The sequence below is a fragment of the Solimonas sp. K1W22B-7 genome, assembly GCF_003428335.1.
Taxonomy (GTDB): domain Bacteria; phylum Pseudomonadota; class Gammaproteobacteria; order Nevskiales; family Nevskiaceae; genus Solimonas_A.
This window is the reverse complement of the sequence record NZ_CP031704.1, coordinates 503,933-519,832: the sequence shown is the minus strand read 5'-3', so window position 1 is coordinate 519,832 and position 15,900 is coordinate 503,933. Positions and strand designations below refer to the sequence as shown.

Below are 15,900 nucleotides of genomic sequence, written 5' to 3'. Positions count from 1 at the left end.
GTGCCGCTCCCTTTACCACCTGCACCGCTATTTTATATCTGACCGAACGCACCATTCTTGTGCAAACCACCCACGCGCGTAGGGGCCTGAGGACAGTGCTCGCTCCCGGGAAACGCGCCACGCGTGGTTATACTGCCCGCCTCGCTCCTACCAGGAACATCCGCATGATGATCAAGGGCAGCATTGTCGAGCTGGTGGCGCCCACCGAACCCAATGGCGCCATCAAGTATGAAAGCCTGGAATCGCTGGTGGACTGGCATGTGGTCGAAGGCAGCGCGGCGCTGCTGCTGGGCGATGCGCTCGATGCCGCGTTGAAGCTGGACGCCGAAGAACGGCTGGAGCTTTGGCGCCGGGTGATCTGGCAGGCCGAGGGGCGCATCGCCGTCATTGCCGGCATCAGTGCCGACCGGATCGAAACCTCGCTCGAGTTCGCGCAGGCCGCCGACGAGGCGGGTGCCGATGCCGTTCTGCTCACGCTGCCGACTATGCTTGGGCCGTCCAGGGACAAGCTGCTGCATTACGTGCAGACCGTCGCCCAGGCAGTCAAGCAACCCCTGCTGCTGCGCTCGCGTGCCGAGCGGCTCGCGCCCGCCGTGGTCGATGCGCTCGCGCAAGTAGATGGCGTCAGCGGCTTCGTCGATTGCGCGACGGACATTGCCCGCGCGCGCGAGCTGCTGGCGCTGCATCTGCCGGTGGGTTTCGCGCTGTACGCCGGCAGCGACCTCGCCGCCGCGCCCTTCGTGCTGGAGGGCTTTGCCGGCGGTGTGTCGACCACCGCCAATCTCGTCCCGCGCATGGTCCGGAAGCTGCACGATGCGGCGCTGTCGGGCGATCGCGCGGCGGCCGAGGCATTGCAGCAGCCCCTGCAGACGCTGCTGCAGGCGCAGCCGGAGGACAACCTGCCGCGCGCCGTGCAGTGGGCGCTGATCGAGATGGGCCGGGTGGCGGAAAGCACGCCGCCGCTCGCGCTGTCGCAAACGCGCGACTACGCCAGCCTGCGCCGCGCCCTGCGCTCGGCCGGCTGCGCGATCTGATTGAAACCTAACGGGGCCGGGCTCGACTTTCCTCCAGGAGGTCGAGCCCGGCCCTTTTGATATTGTCCTGGAGTCAGATGAATGAAGTGCAAATGCGACGCGGTGACGGAACAGCTTCACGTCGATGAGCGGGTGCGCTTCAGGTGCTCCAAGTGCGGCGCCGCCTGGTATTCGGATCGGGGCTGGACCAACCCCCGCTATAGCGCTTTGGACGAGATTGCCGAGTCAATCGCCGACACCTCGTTCCTGGAAATCTGCGAGCCCGCCGACAAACCAGGCACCTTCGACCCATGCGGATTTACTGATCTTGCCGCAGACCTTGCGGCATGGGCAAAGACGCATGGCTACACGTTCCAGACTCATGTCTCCGAGTACAACGGCGCGCTTGAGAGGACCTACATGTTTGAATGGCCGGAGGACTGAGTGGCCGAAGGCCTGCCAAGGACAAGGATTTTTCGTGCTGCTTGCCCGATCGGACGAATGGCTTCGCCGCATTCCGCAATATCTTCCGCGGGAGAGCGCAGATGAACGCGTCTGCATTTGGAATGACGGGAACGGTTGGGCCCGGGGCCAGTCCAACCAGTGCTACTCGCTGTGATCCCCCCATCGCTATACGGAGATTCCGATGAACACGAATGACGCCAAGCACAGTGGTTCGGTCGACAAGGCCAAAGGCCACGCCAAGGAAGTGATCGGCGCGACCAAGGAAAAGGTCGGCCGCCTGATCGGTGACGACGAGCTGGAGGCCAAGGGCCACCTGCAGAATGCCGAAGGCAAGAAGGATCGCCTCAAGGGCGAGATCAAGGAAGGCATCGAAGATGCCAAGGCCAAGGTCAAGGCAGGCGTGGAAGCGGTCAAGGACAAGATCCAGGGCCACCACTAGGTCTTTCTCTCGCCAGACCAGGCGGGCATGAGAGGGCTCCTGCGGTTGCCGCAGGGGCTTTTTCCTTTTGGGCGTCACTGCATGCAGAACGTCATACCGGCGAAAGCCGATATCCAGTCAGGAAGCGTTGGCTGATGTTGCGGGACTGGATGCGGTGGATTCACATTTGAAATGCAACACTTTGGCGAAGACCTCGGCTGGGGTTTTGAAGCCGAGGCACTTGCGTGGCGTGTGATTGTAGATCTGAGCGATCTGCAAGAGTTGGTCTGGTGAGAGGTCTTCGACGTTGGTTCCCCGGGGTAGCCAGCGGCGCAAACGCCCGTTGGCATTCTCGACGCCACCCTTCTGCCAGGGGGAATGCGGATCGCAGAAATAGGTCTGCAAGCCCAGGGGCTGATGCAGGGTGTAGTGCAAGGCGAATTCGGTGCCGTTGTCGAAGGTGATGCTGCGGCGCAGGGCTGGGGGCAGTGGGGCCAGCAAGGCCTGGAGGGTTTGCGCCACCGGCGCAGCGGCCTTGCTGGGCTGGCGGACGATGGCGGTCAGCCGGGACGTTCGCTCATGCAGGGTCAGGATGGCTTGGCCATAGCGCGCAAAGAGCATCAGGTCGGCTTCCCAGTGTCCCGCCTGGCGCCGGTCAGCCGCAGCCTTGGGGCGCTTTTCGATCGAAACCCGCTGCTGGATGTGCTCTGCCGGGCTGCCGCCCTTGCGGCCACGGAAGCCGCGCTTGCTCTTGGCACGGGGCAGATAGAGACGCCAGGAAAAGTCGTTGGTCCGGGCGATCTGGGCGGCAATGAAGCGATAGATGCTCTCGTAGCTGATCTGCAGATCCTGCTGAGCCAGCCGCCGCGATACCTGCTCGGGAGACCAGCCTCGGCGCAATCCCTCCAGAACCCTGGCTTGCAGCTCGGCATCACGCAGAAGCCGGCTACCTTGCCAGCGGCGCGCCCGAGCTTGCTCGCCGGCATAGACGCTCTGGTAGCCCGTCGCGCCAGTGTTGCGCTTCAGTTCCCGAGAAATGCTCGATGGCGCGCGATCCAGAGCTGCCGCAATTTGCCGGATCGACTCCCCGGCTTGGCGCCGACGGGAAATCTCACACCGTTCCTCGATTCCAAACTGCTCAAAGCTCTTGCGTCCCATTGCAGCACCCTCGTAATAGGGTGTTGCATTTGGTTTGTGAACTCACGTGCCGGCTTCCGCCGGCATGACGGGTGTAGCAGTTTTCGATTGAATCGAAGCGGCCCTAGCCGCTTGCAAGCGACGCCACCATCCTCGCGTACTCCTTGCGATACCGCTTGGCCAGCCGCACTTTCTGCACGTCGTCGAGGATTTTTCCGGAGACCTGGAAGAACTTCTTCTCTTCTTCACGCAGGTGATGGTGAACCTTGTCCGAGAGCTTGCGTGCGCTGGCCACCCAGGAACGGCCCGAGTGATCCAGTACCTGCAGGTCCTCGACCAGTTCGTCCATCTGGTGGTGCTCATGCAAGGCATGCCGGGCCGGGGACAGGCCCATGTCTTCCATCAGGATCGGCACGTAGAGATGGCGCTCCTCGGCCGCCGCATGGGCGGCAAGCTCGATCCGCAGTTCCGTGAAGGCCTGCGTGCGCTGCGCGGTGTGCGCCTTTGACCGCAGCAGCTTCCGGCACAGGGCGCGCTGACGGTCGTGGCTCTCGCGCAGCGCCTCGAAGATGGTTTCGCTCATCGGTTTTCTCCTGAAGCAGTAGCGATCCGTGGGCATCCGGCCAGAAGGGGGACGTGAGAAGAGGACAGGTTCATTTCTCCAGCCCTTCATATGATCCAGACATCGCCGAGGCGGGATCGTTTCCTGCAGCGACTGCCGTAGTGTCAACAGGCCCTAGCGCGCCACCGACACGCCCCGCGCGCGGATCACCGAGGGCGAGCGCCCGAACCAGCGCGCGCAGTTGCGGCACAGCACGGCCTGGTCGGCCAGCCCGAGGATGTCGGCGACGTGGGCCAGGGGCACGTCGGACTCGGTGAGCCAGTGCCGCGCCTGGTCGCGGCGCACGGCATCGACGATGTCGGAGAACACCAGCCCCTCGGCCTCCAGCCGTCTCTGCAGGGTGCGCGGGTGCAGGCCCAGCAGACGTGAGACGACCTCCCGCCTGCCGCGGGTGCTGGAGAGTGCGCGGCGCAGGATTTCCTCCACCTGTTCGCCGATGGTCTTGCCGCCACCCTCGAAGGCGAGCTTCAGGTATTCCAGGCTCAGGCGGTGCAGCGCGGCCACCGTGCCGCTGAGGCTCCGGGCGAGGAAGCCGCTGGGCACGACCAGGTCGGCATGGGGGCGCCCGAATTCCACGGCGTGGCCGAAGCACTCCGCGTAGCGTTGCGGCGAGGCCAGCGGCGTATGCGGCAGGGTGACGTTCAGCAGCGGCGGCGGGGCCTGCGCGAGGAAGGCGACGAAGTGATGCAGGTCGGCCAGGCAGAGGTCCATCATCTGCCGGCGCGTCTGCCAGCTCGGCGTGATCAGGGTGATGCGCAGGCTGGTCTGGCCGGGCAGCGGCGATTCGGGATGCAGGCTCAGGCGGATGCCGTTGGAGTGCGTGTGCAGGAAGCCGCTCATCACCTTCAGCGCCTCACCCATGGTCGAGGCGTTCTGCGCCGCGATCGCCAGCGGGCCGAGGATGCCGATGTCCTGCCGCTCGGCGATCTGCATGCCGAGATCGGGACAGGCGAGAGCCTCGCTGGCCAGTTCCATCAGCTGGCCATAGGCCGGCAGCGAGATGCGCAGTTCCTCGTCGGCCAGGGCCGCGCGGGGAATCTGCAGGCGGTCCATCAGCGGTTCGATGGCCATGCCGCGCTCGCGCAGCGCCTCGGCGGCCCCGCGCATGCCGGCGGCCCGGACTAGGGTCGACATGTCTCCAATTGCAAAGAACCTGTCTCCAAAAGTCAAGCGCCGACGGGAGAACTTGCCGAAGATGCGTCCACCCGAAAGCTCGAAACCGCAGTGAGGAGAAATCAGTGAGCAAGGTTCTGGATGTAGTGATCATCGGCGCCGGCGTGTCCGGTATCGGCATGGCCTGCAGGCTCAGGACCGAGCAGCCGGGCAAGTCTTTCCTGGTGCTGGAGCGCCGCAAGCGCGTCGGCGGCACCTGGGACCTGTTCCGCTACCCGGGCGTGCGCTCGGACTCGGACATGTTCACCTACGGCTTCCAGTTCAAGCCCTGGCGCGACTACCGCACGCTCGCCGACGGCACCAGCATCCGCAACTACCTCGGCGATGCGGCGCGCGACTTCGGCGTGGCCGAGCGCATCGAGTACGGCATCCACTGCACGGCGGCGGATTGGGACAGCGAATCGCAGCTCTGGACCATCAGCGCCACGCATGAGCCCAGCGGCGAGAAGCGCAGCTACCAGGCCCGCTTCGTGGTGAGCGCGCAGGGCTACTACAACTACGACCAGGGCTATCGCCCGGCCTTCAAGGGCGAGGAGCAGTTCCAGGGCCAGATCATCCACCCGCAGCAGTGGCCGGAGAATCTCGACTACAGCGGCAAGAAGGTGGTGGTGATCGGCAGCGGCGCCACCGCGGTGACCCTGGTGCCGGCGATGGCCGAGAAGGCTTCCCAGGTGACCATGCTGCAGCGCTCGCCGACCTACATCTTCTCGCTGCCGGGCTGGGACCGCATGACCCAGGTGCTCGACAAGGTACTCCCCGAGGGCTGGAGCTATGCCCTGGCGCGCAAGCGCAACCTGGAGATCTGGCAGACCACCTACAAGCTCTGCAAGCGCTTCCCCAACGCGATGCGCCGCTTCTTCGTCGGCCAGGCCAAGCGCCATCTCGGCGAGCGCTTCACGATGAAGGACTTCAACCCCCAGTACGGGCCCTGGGATCAGCGCCTCTGCGCCGTGCCCAACGCCAACCTGTTCACCACCATCCGCAAGGGCCGCGCCGACGTGGTCACCGACGGCATCGACCGCTTCACCGCCACCGGCATCCGCCTCGCCTCGGGCAAGGTGCTGGAGGCCGACATCATCGTCACCGCCACGGGGCTTTCCGTGCAGATGTTCGGGGGCATGGCGCTGCGTGTCGACGGCGCGCCCTACAACGTCGCCGAGAAGATGGCCTACAAGAGCGTGCTGCTGCAGGACCTGCCGAACTTCGCCTGGATCTTCGGCTACATCAACCTGTCGTGGACGATGAAGGCCGACATGTCCAGCCTCTACCTCTGCCGCCTGTTCGCGCACATGGACCAGCACGACCAGGCCGTGGTCATCCCGCGTGACCGCGACAACGTGCGGCTCGACACCAGCGTGCTGGACCAGCTCAACGCCGGCTACGTGCAGCGCGCCCGGCACCTGCTGCCGCGCCAGGGCCGCACCATGCCCTGGATCGTCCGGCACCACTACCAGGAAGACCGCGAGATGATGCTGCGCACCGCCATCGCCGACCCGGCGCACCTGGAAGCGCAGCCGCCGCACTCCGCCGCCCAGCCGAAGGTGCTGCGCCGTGCGGCCTGAGGCGGCGCCGCCGATCCTGCTCGTCCACGGCGCCTGGCATGGTGCCTGGTGCTGGGAGCGCCAGTTCGCACCCTGGCTGCGCGAGCGGGGTCATCAGGTCGAGACCCTGAACCTGCCGGGCCATGGCGGCAAACCGGGCCCGCAGCGCATCGGCTACCCGTCGGTGCGCGAGTACGCCGACGCCGTGGAGGCCGCCGTCGCCCGCAGCCCGCGACCCGTGGTGGTGGCGGGGCACTCCATGGGCGGCTTCACCGTGCAGAAGCTGATGGAGCGGCGGCCGGCGAACCTCGCCGGCGCCGTGCTCGTCGCCGCCGCGCCGCCGCGGGGGGTCATCAACGTGGTGCTGCACCTGCTGCGCACGCGGCCGCTGGAGCTGCTGCGCGCGGTGGCGGGGATGGACCTGTACTACCTCGTTCGCGAGCCGCGCTTCGCGCAGGCGCTGTTCTACAGCAGCGGGCTCGATGCGCGCACCGTCGAAGAGTACTGGCGGCCCATGACGAACGAATCCTTCCGCGCGTTCCTCGACATGATCTTCCTCGACCTGCCGCGACCCAGGCGCGCCGACCCGGCACTGCCGAAGTGGGTGATCGGCGGCGAGCTCGACGTCATCTTTCCACCCGACATCGTGCACGGCACGGCGAAGGCCTATGGCGTGGAAGCGCGGCTGTATCCGGGGATGGCGCACAACCTGATGCTCGACAAGGGCTGGGAGCAGGTGGCCGCCGAATTCTCGGACTGGGTCTGCGGCATCGGGGCCGCGCAGCGGAGTTAAAGAAGGGGCCAGGCTCGACGTTTTCAGGAAGTCGCACCTGGCCCCTGCAATTCTGTTTACGGTGTCCGTCAAACCTGGGGCACTCCAGTCCGTCCCCTTTTTTGGTCGCTGCCCTGCATGGGGCTTGATCGGGATAACAGTATCTACGCGAGCTGCGCCTCCGGGTGAGCACCACACCCAGCCCCCCAATCGAGGAGGCTTTTCGCAAAATCCCCGGTGCTAGCCTCGGCTGAGACTCTTCTTCCCGAGGCCGCACCCATGACTCTCCGCCCCCGGCTGGCCCCCAGCCTCATCGCCCTGGCCCTGCTCGCGGCCGGCTGCAGCCGCGCGCCGGAAACCCCGGAAGCCTCCGCCCCCGCGGTCACGCCGATGACGCCGATCAACACCGTCAGCGCCGAAGCCCAGGCGCTTTTCGCCAACCCGCCCTCGCTACCCAATGTCGATGGCATACCCATGGCGCTTAAGCGCAAGGCACTGAGCCTGTACCAGGACCGCTTCGGCGAGACCCTGAACAAGAAGTACGGCTCGGTGGTGGATGTGTCCGAATCCGAGATCGCCGGCGTGCCGGTGCTGGTGGTGCAGCCGCGCGGCAAGCGCCACCCCACGCAGCTGCTGCTCAATCTTCATGGCGGCGGCTTCGTGCTGGACTCCGGCTCGCTGACCGAGACCATCCCCATGGCGGCGCTGACCGGCCGCACGGTCATCGCGGTGCTCTACCGGCTGGCGCCGGAGCACCCCTACCCGGCCAGCGCCGACGACGCCCTGGCGGTGTATCGCAAGCTGCTGGAGACGCACCCGCCGCGCGACATCATCGTGTTCGGCACCTCGGCCGGCGCGACCCTGACGGCGCAAATGGCGGTGCGGCTGAAGGCACAGGGCATTCCCATGCCGGCGGCGCTGGGCATCTTCTCGGTGATCAGCGATTTCTCGCGGCGCGGGGAATCGATGCTGCACCTCAACCCGCTGATCGGGGCGCCGCCCAAGAAGGTGCTGGACGAGGAACTCGGCAAGTTCGTCGGCGACAAGAAGGACCTGAACGACCCGCTGCTGTCGCCGCTGTTCGCGGACCTGAAGGGCCTGCCGCCGACCCTGCTCATTTCTGGAACACGCGACCTGCTGCTCAGCCAGACCGCCCTGCTGCATCGCGCCCTGCTGCGCGTGGGCGTGGACGCCGACCTGGTGGTGTTCGAGGGCATGCCGCATGCGCACTGGGCTTATCTCGACCTGCCGGAGTCCGGGGAGGCCTTCGGGATGATGGCGCGGTTCTTCGAGAAGCAGTTTGCGCAGGCGGGGGCGGTGACGCCGCTTGACCCTTAGCGGAGCGGAGGAAGTAGAGGAGTGACGCGACAGGCGGGTCTGGACGCGCCCTGCTGGCCGGCGTTCCGCACAACCCTCGAGGGGTTTCATCATGCACCACCCTCACCCTCTCCCGCCAGCGGGAGCGGGAATAGAACGGTGGCAGGATTTCAGTTCGCTCAGCCAGCCCCGGCCCGTATTTGGCTTAACAGGAAGCGGCGTTGAGTCACTATCCTGTTAAGCCAAATACCTTTGCGCCAAGGCCAAACGCTCCATGTGCGGGTGTTCGCCGGCATGGATTGCCATTCAAGGCAGTCCATGACAGCACCGGCTCACCCCTCCTTCCAGGAGGGGAACTGCGGGGCCGAATCGTTCATACCATCGCTGAGTACAACTCGGGCGATGGGCTCCACATGCCCCCGCGGGCTACCCGCGCCTGGCCGATGAAATAGACCTGCGAGAGATTGCCGAATCCACATGCAAGCAGTAGCGCCCTGGCGTCATGAGTCCGCATGACCCCCTCTCCCGCGCGCCTGCGCGCCTCGGTCTTCTACTTCTTCTTCGCCACGGGCCTGTGCTTCGCGTCCTGGGCCAGCCGCATCCCTGATCTCAAGCGGGCGCTCGGACTCAGCGACGCGGCGCTGGGCACCTTGCTGCTGGCCGCGCCGATCGGCCAGTTGGTCTTCGTGCCGGTCGCCGGTCAGTTCGTCACCCATTTCGGCAGCCGGCGGGTCCTGCTGGTCGCCACGACCGCCTACGCGCTGCTGCTTTTCTTCCTGGGCCGCGCCGCAGCCGCCTGGCAACTCGCCGTGATGCTGTTCCTGCTCGGCGTGATCAGCAATCTGGTTTTCCTGGCCACGAACACGCAGGCGGTGGGCGTGGAACGGATCTACGGCCGCCCGATCATGGCCTCGTTCCACGGCGGCTGGAGCATCGCCGGCTTCAGTGGCGCCGCCCTGGGCATGCTGATGCGCGCACTCGATATCGGCCCGGCACCGCACTTCCTCTTCGTCGGCGTGCTGGTCACGATCGGCACCTGGTTCAACGCGCAGGCGCTGATCGCGCACGCCGCGCCGCGCGCCGAAGATCGCGTGCCGCTGTTCAGCAAGCCGGACCCCGCGCTGCTGCGCCTGGGCGCAATCGGCTTCTGCGTGCTGGCCGCCGAGGGCACCATGTTCGACTGGAGTGGAGTCTACTTCCAGCAGGTGGTGCGTCCGTCCGGGAACCTGGTGCTGCTCGGATACGCCGCGTTCATGTTGTGCATGGCGCTGGGCCGTTTCGCGGGCGATGGCTTCACCCATCGCTACGGCAGCCGCCGGGTACTGCTGGCCAGCGGCCTGCTGATCTTCACCGGCCTGGGCCTGGCGGCCCTGCTGCCCAGCATCGCCTGTGCCACGCTGGGGCTGATGATCACCGGCTTCGGCGTCAGCACCGTGATCCCGGTGCTGTACAGCACCGCCGGCCGTTCCGGCATCGGCAGCCCGAGCATGGCCATAGCCACCGTGTCAGGTCTGGCGTTCTTCGGCTTCCTGGCCGCGCCGCCGCTGATCGGCTACATCGCCGAGGCCACCAGCATGCGCCTGTCCTTCTTCGTGATCGCGCTGCTGGGGCTCAGCGTGAGCCTGCTCACTGCGGGCGCGTCGCTGCTGCGGGACGCCGAACCCAAGGAAGCCTGAGAGGCACGGAACAGGGCCGCTGCCGGAGGCAGTGAGCCCCTCGATACCGGGCCTCAGGCCGGCTGGGCCTGTACTTCACGCCGTGCATGCAGCTCCACCATGATCGACGCATGGGTGCGCCGGTCGAGGCGGAAGGCCAGCAGCAGCAGCGCGGCGGCCACGGAGAGCACCGCTGCACCGGGGCCGTAGAACAGCCCCAGCGCGTCGCTCGTGGCCTGGGGCAGCTCGACCTTGAGACCCAGCTCCTTGGTCTGCTGCACCGGGAAGGCGATGGCCTGCAGCGCCAGGCCCGACAGCAGGGTGCCCAGGCCGCTGGCGGCCTTGGTGGCGAACGACCAGCCGGCGAAGTAGGAGCCTTCGCGGCGCACGCCGAAGCGGTGCTCGTGCTCGTCTGCGGCGTTGGTGATCATGGTGAGCAGGGCGATGGCGGCGATGGAGGTCATGGCGCCGCCGAACAGCGCCACGGCGGCCAGCAGCTCGGCCAGGGGCTGGCCCTGCAGCGTCAGCACGCCCAGCAGCTTCAGCGTGGCCGGCAGCGCCTGCATCAGGATGATGCCGAAGATGCCGATGAAGACCACCGTGCGGTATTCGATCCGGGTGATCACGGGCCCGGCGAAGGGCGCGCCCAGTACCTGGCCCAGGGCCAGCGACAGCGTGATGAGCTGGGTCTGCTCGGTGCTGAGGTGCCAGAAGAAGGTATTGGCGTGCAGGCCCAGCGATTGCGTGACCCCCTGCGCGGTGGCGAACAGCAGGGCCACGCCGAACAGCACGCGGAAGCTGCGGCTGCGGGACAGCTCGCGCAGGTCTGCGGCGATGGCGCTGACCAGGCTGCCGCGCAGCGCGGTCGTGGGGTGCTGGCGATTCATGCTGCGCCGCAAGGCCGCCATCGACGCCACGGCCGCGATCAGCATGATCACGCACAGGGTCATGGCGAAGGGCGCGTAGTGCTGCCGCTGCGCGATGCTGCCCTCCTCCTTGAAGAACACGCTGAAGCCGATGGCCACCGCGATGAAGGAGGCAATCATGCCGATGGCCCAGCGCAGCGCGATGATGCGCGCGCGGTCGGCCTGGTCGTCGGTGAGTTCGGCGCCGGCAGCGAGAAACGGCAGGTTGAACAGCGACACCGCGACGCGCACCAGCACGCCGGCGCAGGTCAGCGAGGCGAACAGCAGCAGCTGGCTGTCGGTGTCCGGCAGGGAGAACAGCAGCACGAAGCCGATCATCAGCAGCGGCGTGGCCACCAGCATGAACGGCAGGCGCCTGCCCCAGCGCGAGTGATGGTTGTCGGAAAACAGGCCGATCAGCGGTTCGGCCACGGCGTCGATCACCAGGGCCAACGCCAGGGCGCCGCCCGCCAGCCCCGCCGAGAGCCCGCAGGCGGTGGTGGCATAGAACAGCAGGAAGACGTTGAGCACCGTGTTGACGGTGAAGTCCACGAAGGAACCGCTGGCGTAGGCCAGCTTGAGCCCGAGCGGCAGACGGGTGTCGCGCAGCCGGGCGCTGTTCGCCACGCCTCCGGGGAGATCGCTCAACGACATGCATACCCCTTGCGGCCGCCGAGGCCGGAGAAAAGCTGGCCCGATATTAGCCGGGCTCCGGCCGCGCGCGCCCTTGCGGAATGGGAGGGCAGACCGCCGCTGCCGGCCCGACAGGGGTCGGCGCGCCCAGGGGCCCCTCCCATCCTGACGGGGCCGGGGCCATCCCGCCCGGCGGTAGATTGCTGCGGGCAACAAACCCGGCGCGCGGTGCTGCTCGGCCCGGCCGGCCCTGAATCCGCCCCGTTCCAGACCCAAGGTCCGCACCCCATGTACGACTCGCTGAGGCTCGGCTTCTTCCGCTGGTTCATCCGTGTGCTGCTGAAGTTCAAGTGGCGCGGCAAGTTCGCCACCGATCTGGAGCTGAGCAACGAGACCATGCCGGTGGAGGGCGGCCGTATCGGCGTTCGCATCTACACGCCGCGCGGCAGGGGGCCGTTCCCGATCCTGCACTTCTTCCACGGCGGCGGCTGGGTGGGCGGCGACCTCGATACCCACGATCCCCTGTGCCGCGATCTCTGCACGCAGAGCCGGCACCTGCTCGTGGCCTTCGACTACCGCCTGGCCCCGGAATACCCCTTCCCCATCCCGATCAGGGACTGCCTGGCCTCGCTGGTCTGGATCAGGGCCCATGCCGCCCGCCTCTCCGGCGACGCGGACCGCATCGTGCTCTGCGGCGACAGCGCCGGCGGCAACCTGGCCGCCGTGACCGCGCAGCAGGCGCGCACGCTGCACCCGGGCCTGCTCAAGGGGCAGGTCCTGATCTACCCGGTGACCGACCATTGCGGCTTTGCGCAGTGGCCGTCGTACAGGACCCACGGCGGACGCGGCTTCAACCTGACGCACAAGGCGATGACCGAACTCTGGGATTTCTACCTGCGCAAGAGCCCGCTGTGGATCGCCGGCGCCAGTTCGCACGAGCTGGCCACGCCGCTGCGGGTGGCGAACCTGCAGGCCCTGCCCCCGGCGCTGTTCGTGATTGCCGAGGAAGACCTGCTCAAGGACGAGGCGGCCGAGTACGCGCGCCTGATGCAGCAAGCCGGCAACGACGCCCAGGTGAAGCGCTATCCCGGGCAGCAGCACGGCTTCCTCGGCTTCGAGCCTTCTGCCGCCCACAAGCAGGCCGTCGCGGATATCGCCGGCTGGCTGAACGCGCCCGGGCGCTGAGACGCCGAGGGGCGGTCCAGCCAGCGCTGCACCTTGACCGGCTCGAGCCCGACGTGCATCTGCAGCGCGCGCTGCTGCAGCCGGCTGAGGCCGGCGGGGCAATTTTACGCATTGGACTATATGGACCTATACTGAAGACCATTTAGTCAGGAGTCAGTCATGTCCACCCTCGAAAAGGCAGCCCGCCCACCCAAGCCGGCCAAGCGGACAAGCCTGGGGCCCATCGTGCAGGCCCAGGCCAAGACGACAGTAAAGAAGGCCGAGTCCCGCCTGGCTCGCCTGGCTGCTCGCAAGAAATTGGGTCGGGCAAAGATCAAGACCGCAAGCGGCATTGCATTTCATGTCGTGCGCCATCCCAAGGCCATCGGATCCGTAAAGATCATCCCGGACCGGTTTGGGAATCTGCATGCCTTTGACGCGAACGACGACCTCATCCCTTTCAATGTCGTGGTGGGTGCGGCGCCACGGCAGCATGAAGCGGCGAACAAACTGAGGACCCTGGGCGCATATGCACTTGTCGCGCCGCTTACGGAGGTTCACGACGCTCAGCGCGAGGGCGTGAACGCCGAATGGGTCCGTGCGCTTAGCGAGGGCACCCGGCTGCCTGCAAACGACCTGTTCCGCTATCTGGGTATTCCCCCCACCACTGCCAAGCGAAAACTGTCGCGCAAGGAGCCGCTGGATACGGCTGGCAGCATCGCGGTCATCGATGCCATGCGCCTCATCGGGCAGGCCAGGGACCTGTTGCCCGACGTCCAGATGCAGGACTTCGATGTCGAAGCGTGGTTTGGAAAGTGGATCATGCTCCCGCAACCCGCACTGGGGGGAAAGAAGCCCGCCGAGTTGCTGTCGACGCCTGCGGGGGTAGAGCTTGTTTCCCGCGTTCTCGGTGCCATTGGCAGCGGAGCCTACCTCTGATGATCCTCTGGCGCATCGCGACAGAGTCGAAGGAGTTCCCCGCAAACGATCTGGGGGGTGGTGGAGCGGCGAAATTTCCAGGAAGGTGGAACGCCGAGAAGCAGTTCGTGTTGTATACCGCGCCGACTATTGCTTTGGCGGTTCTGGAGACCACGGCGCATCTCGATACCGGTGGCTTTCCGCTCAATAAATTCCTTCTCAAGCTGGAAGTGCCGGACGATGATTGGAACGCGCGAACGATCTTCACACCGGACATGCTGTCGGCATCGTGGTGTGCCATTCCCCATGGGGTAACCAGCGTGGAGGCGAGTTCGAAATGGTATGCCGGCAAGTCGACGCTTCTGCTTCAGGTCCCTTCAGTGATTGTCCCTGAAGAAGCGAATATCCTGATCAACTGCAAGCATCGGCGTTGGAAGAAAATTTCGGCAGCGGTCATTCGCAGATTCGAGTATGACCTGCTGCTGCGCAGCAGGTAGCCATCCTCCCCTCACATCGGCTGCCCCATCGCGCCGCTGCTGTCCGCCCGCTCCTCGCGCCACTGCAGCGACGCCGACGGGCGGTCCAGCCAGCGCTGCACCTTGATCGGCTCGAGCCCGACATGCATCTGCAGCGCGCGCTGCTGCAGCCGGCTGTCTTCCAGCGTGCGCCGGCCGCGCAGGCGCAGGTAGTCGTCCCAGGTGGGACAGGTGAAGCGCTCCGACCACAGTTCCGGATCGGCGATGTTGCGCGACAGCGACCAGTCGTAGGCACCGTTGCGCGTGCGGGACAGCTGGATCTCGCGCATCAGGCCGTAGAAGTCCTCGGCGCTGCGCTGGGGCACGCGGTACTGCAGCTCGATGCTGACCGGGCCGCTGCTGCCGCCGATGCCGAGCCTCACCTCCGGGTCCGCCATCGGGCGGTCGTCCGGCTCGGGCGAGGCCGTGCCTTCGGCCACGCGCAGGAACATGCCCATGAGCGGCGACAGTGCCATGCCGGCCGCCGCCCACAGCAGCACCTCGGCCACGCCGGTCTCCTTCGCCATCAGGCCCCATAGCCAGGCGCCCACGGCAACGCCCAGCGAGGTAGCCGCGCTGGACATGGCGATGGCGCGGCCCGCCACCCAGCGCGGCACCGACAGCTGCACCGCCACGCCGAGCGTCGTGGTCAGCACCATCCAGGCCATGCCGGCAGGCAGCAGGACGGCGATGTCCAGCGCCGTGCTGCGGCTGAGCGAGAGCACGGCCAGGCACAGCGCCTGCACCAGGCAGCAGAGACGTACCGTGTTCTCGTTGCCCAGGCGGGCGCGCAGCGGGTGCAGCACGAAGATGCCGGACACTGCGCCGATGCCGAAGCAACCCAGCAGCAGGCCGTAGCTGCGCGCCGTGCCGCCCAGCAGGTCGCGTGCGATCAGCGGCATCAGCGACAGCAGCGCCGCACCCATCAGGCAGACCGTGAACGAGCGCCCGATGGTGCGGCGCACCGGCTGCATGTGCGCGACGTAGCGCACGCCGATGCTGATCGAGCGCAGCAGGCCCTCGGGCGGCAGGCGCGAAACCTCGGCCGGGCGCTTCCAGCGCTGCAGCGACACCAGCATCGGGATGTAGGAGAAGACGTTGGCGGCGAAGGCCGCCGTCGCCCCCACGGCGGCGACGATCAGGCCACCCACGGCGGGCCCGACGCTGCGCGCGAGGTTGTAGCTGATGTTGTTGAGCCCCACCGCCTGCGGCACCAGCTGCTTGGGCACCTGCTCGGCCACCGACGCACCGCGGGCCGGCGCCGCCAGCGCGCCGCCGCAGCCGACCAGGAAGCAGAAGCCCAGCAGGACCCAGGGCGTGATCATCCCCAGCAGCGACACCAGGGTCATCAGCGCCGCGCCCACCAGGCTCAGCGTCAGCGCCGCCATCTGCACTTTGCGCCGGTCATGGATGTCGGCCAGCGCGCCAGCCGGCAGGGCCAGCAGCGCCACCGGCAGGAAGCTCGCCGTCTGCACCAGGGCGACGTGGTCGGCCGTGGAGATCGCCGTCATGGTCCAGGCCGCCGCCACGCCCTGGATCAGGCTGCCGGTGTTGGACACCGTGGTACCGAGCCACAGCTCGCGGAAGGTGGCATGCCGGAAGGGCGCAAAGGCGCTGTCGTCTTTCATGGGCGCCATTGTCCTGTGTTCCCG

15 protein-coding genes are annotated in these 15,900 nt (G+C 66.9%); 10 read left to right on the top strand and 5 right to left on the bottom strand.

Features of this window, described 5'->3' with window-relative positions; translation table 11 throughout:
* Nucleotides 1-164: 164 nt before the first annotated feature.
* From D0B54_RS02535 to D0B54_RS02525, 3 genes are all read left to right on the top strand, one after another.
* On the top strand, nucleotides 165-1,034 hold the full coding sequence (locus D0B54_RS02535; RefSeq protein ID WP_162932146.1) for a dihydrodipicolinate synthase family protein: 870 nt from the start codon (nucleotides 165-167) through the stop codon (nucleotides 1,032-1,034).
* A gap of 81 nt (nucleotides 1,035-1,115) precedes the next feature.
* A complete protein-coding gene (locus tag D0B54_RS02530; RefSeq protein WP_117288885.1) occupies nucleotides 1,116-1,457 on the top strand; it encodes a hypothetical protein in 342 nt (113 codons plus the stop codon).
* A 202-nt stretch (nucleotides 1,458-1,659) separates the two neighbouring features.
* Entirely contained in the window at nucleotides 1,660-1,917 is a 258-nt protein-coding gene (locus tag D0B54_RS02525) for a CsbD family protein (protein WP_117288883.1), read from the top strand.
* A 117-nt stretch (nucleotides 1,918-2,034) separates the two neighbouring features.
* Here the strand turns inward: D0B54_RS02525 and D0B54_RS02520 are convergent, their stop codons facing one another.
* The 3 genes from D0B54_RS02520 to D0B54_RS02510 all read right to left on the bottom strand — a co-directional run bounded on the left by D0B54_RS02520 (nucleotide 2,035) and on the right by D0B54_RS02510 (nucleotide 4,789).
* The gene (locus D0B54_RS02520) at nucleotides 2,035-3,054 is read right to left on the bottom strand and encodes an IS30 family transposase (protein WP_117288881.1); all 1,020 of its coding nucleotides are present in this window, start codon (nucleotides 3,052-3,054) and stop codon (nucleotides 2,035-2,037) included.
* Between the two features lie 103 nt (nucleotides 3,055-3,157).
* The gene (locus D0B54_RS02515; RefSeq protein WP_117288879.1) at nucleotides 3,158-3,616 is read right to left on the bottom strand and encodes a hemerythrin domain-containing protein; all 459 of its coding nucleotides are present in this window, start codon (nucleotides 3,614-3,616) and stop codon (nucleotides 3,158-3,160) included.
* 153 nt (nucleotides 3,617-3,769) lie between these two features.
* Nucleotides 3,770-4,789, bottom strand: a complete 1,020-nt coding sequence (locus D0B54_RS02510) for an AraC family transcriptional regulator (RefSeq protein WP_117288877.1) — start codon at nucleotides 4,787-4,789, stop codon at nucleotides 3,770-3,772.
* Nucleotides 4,790-4,893: 104 nt separating this feature from the next.
* Between D0B54_RS02510 and D0B54_RS02505 the strand changes: the two genes are divergently transcribed.
* The 4 genes from D0B54_RS02505 (at nucleotide 4,894) to D0B54_RS02490 (ending at nucleotide 10,134) form a co-directional block, all read left to right on the top strand.
* Nucleotides 4,894-6,390: a flavin-containing monooxygenase gene (locus D0B54_RS02505; RefSeq protein WP_117288876.1), complete on the top strand. Its 1,497-nt coding sequence runs from the start codon at nucleotides 4,894-4,896 to the stop codon at nucleotides 6,388-6,390.
* Nucleotides 6,380-7,162, top strand: coding sequence for an alpha/beta hydrolase (locus tag D0B54_RS02500; protein WP_117288874.1), 783 nt, complete (start codon nucleotides 6,380-6,382; stop codon nucleotides 7,160-7,162). Before D0B54_RS02505 ends, D0B54_RS02500 begins: the two co-directional genes overlap by 11 nt.
* Before the next feature lie 258 nt (nucleotides 7,163-7,420).
* Nucleotides 7,421-8,479: an alpha/beta hydrolase gene (locus D0B54_RS02495; RefSeq protein WP_117288871.1), complete on the top strand. Its 1,059-nt coding sequence runs from the start codon at nucleotides 7,421-7,423 to the stop codon at nucleotides 8,477-8,479.
* A gap of 491 nt (nucleotides 8,480-8,970) precedes the next feature.
* A complete protein-coding gene (locus D0B54_RS02490; RefSeq protein WP_117288870.1) occupies nucleotides 8,971-10,134 on the top strand; it encodes an MFS transporter in 1,164 nt (387 codons plus the stop codon).
* 53 nt (nucleotides 10,135-10,187) lie between these two features.
* Here D0B54_RS02490 and D0B54_RS02485 read toward each other — a convergent pair whose 3' ends face one another.
* Nucleotides 10,188-11,672: an MFS transporter gene (locus D0B54_RS02485; RefSeq protein ID WP_117288868.1), complete on the bottom strand. Its 1,485-nt coding sequence runs from the start codon at nucleotides 11,670-11,672 to the stop codon at nucleotides 10,188-10,190.
* Between the two features lie 267 nt (nucleotides 11,673-11,939).
* Between D0B54_RS02485 and D0B54_RS02480 the strand changes: the two genes are divergently transcribed.
* The 3 genes from D0B54_RS02480 to D0B54_RS02470 all read left to right on the top strand — a co-directional run bounded on the left by D0B54_RS02480 (nucleotide 11,940) and on the right by D0B54_RS02470 (nucleotide 14,230).
* Nucleotides 11,940-12,836, top strand: a complete 897-nt coding sequence (locus D0B54_RS02480; protein WP_117288866.1) for an alpha/beta hydrolase — start codon at nucleotides 11,940-11,942, stop codon at nucleotides 12,834-12,836.
* Nucleotides 12,837-12,995: 159 nt separating this feature from the next.
* Entirely contained in the window at nucleotides 12,996-13,754 is a 759-nt protein-coding gene (locus D0B54_RS02475; RefSeq protein ID WP_117288864.1) for an antitoxin Xre/MbcA/ParS toxin-binding domain-containing protein, read from the top strand.
* The gene (locus D0B54_RS02470; RefSeq protein ID WP_117288863.1) at nucleotides 13,754-14,230 is read left to right on the top strand and encodes an RES family NAD+ phosphorylase; all 477 of its coding nucleotides are present in this window, start codon (nucleotides 13,754-13,756) and stop codon (nucleotides 14,228-14,230) included. Before D0B54_RS02475 ends, D0B54_RS02470 begins: the two co-directional genes overlap by 1 nt.
* An 11-nt stretch (nucleotides 14,231-14,241) precedes the next feature.
* Here D0B54_RS02470 and D0B54_RS02465 read toward each other — a convergent pair whose 3' ends face one another.
* Nucleotides 14,242-15,876: an MFS transporter gene (locus tag D0B54_RS02465; protein ID WP_117288861.1), complete on the bottom strand. Its 1,635-nt coding sequence runs from the start codon at nucleotides 15,874-15,876 to the stop codon at nucleotides 14,242-14,244.
* Between the last annotated feature and the right edge of the window lie 24 nt (nucleotides 15,877-15,900).

What these genes read in the sequence shown, in the direction of transcription:
- D0B54_RS02535 (WP_162932146.1), top strand. Translation starts at nt 165, where the DNA reads ATGATGATCAAGGGCAGCATTGTCGAGCTGGTGGCGCCCACCGAACCC.
- D0B54_RS02530 (WP_117288885.1), top strand. Translation starts at nt 1,116, where the DNA reads ATGAAGTGCAAATGCGACGCGGTGACGGAACAGCTTCACGTCGATGAG.
- D0B54_RS02525 (WP_117288883.1), top strand. Translation starts at nt 1,660, where the DNA reads ATGAACACGAATGACGCCAAGCACAGTGGTTCGGTCGACAAGGCCAAA.
- D0B54_RS02520 (WP_117288881.1), bottom strand. Translation starts at nt 3,054, where the DNA reads ATGGGACGCAAGAGCTTTGAGCAGTTTGGAATCGAGGAACGGTGTGAG.
- D0B54_RS02515 (WP_117288879.1), bottom strand. Translation starts at nt 3,616, where the DNA reads ATGAGCGAAACCATCTTCGAGGCGCTGCGCGAGAGCCACGACCGTCAG.
- D0B54_RS02510 (WP_117288877.1), bottom strand. Translation starts at nt 4,789, where the DNA reads ATGTCGACCCTAGTCCGGGCCGCCGGCATGCGCGGGGCCGCCGAGGCG.
- D0B54_RS02495 (WP_117288871.1), top strand. Translation starts at nt 7,421, where the DNA reads ATGACTCTCCGCCCCCGGCTGGCCCCCAGCCTCATCGCCCTGGCCCTG.
- D0B54_RS02490 (WP_117288870.1), top strand. Translation starts at nt 8,971, where the DNA reads ATGACCCCCTCTCCCGCGCGCCTGCGCGCCTCGGTCTTCTACTTCTTC.
- D0B54_RS02485 (WP_117288868.1), bottom strand. Translation starts at nt 11,672, where the DNA reads ATGTCGTTGAGCGATCTCCCCGGAGGCGTGGCGAACAGCGCCCGGCTG.
- D0B54_RS02480 (WP_117288866.1), top strand. Translation starts at nt 11,940, where the DNA reads ATGTACGACTCGCTGAGGCTCGGCTTCTTCCGCTGGTTCATCCGTGTG.
- D0B54_RS02475 (WP_117288864.1), top strand. Translation starts at nt 12,996, where the DNA reads ATGTCCACCCTCGAAAAGGCAGCCCGCCCACCCAAGCCGGCCAAGCGG.
- D0B54_RS02470 (WP_117288863.1), top strand. Translation starts at nt 13,754, where the DNA reads ATGATCCTCTGGCGCATCGCGACAGAGTCGAAGGAGTTCCCCGCAAAC.
- D0B54_RS02465 (WP_117288861.1), bottom strand. Translation starts at nt 15,876, where the DNA reads ATGAAAGACGACAGCGCCTTTGCGCCCTTCCGGCATGCCACCTTCCGC.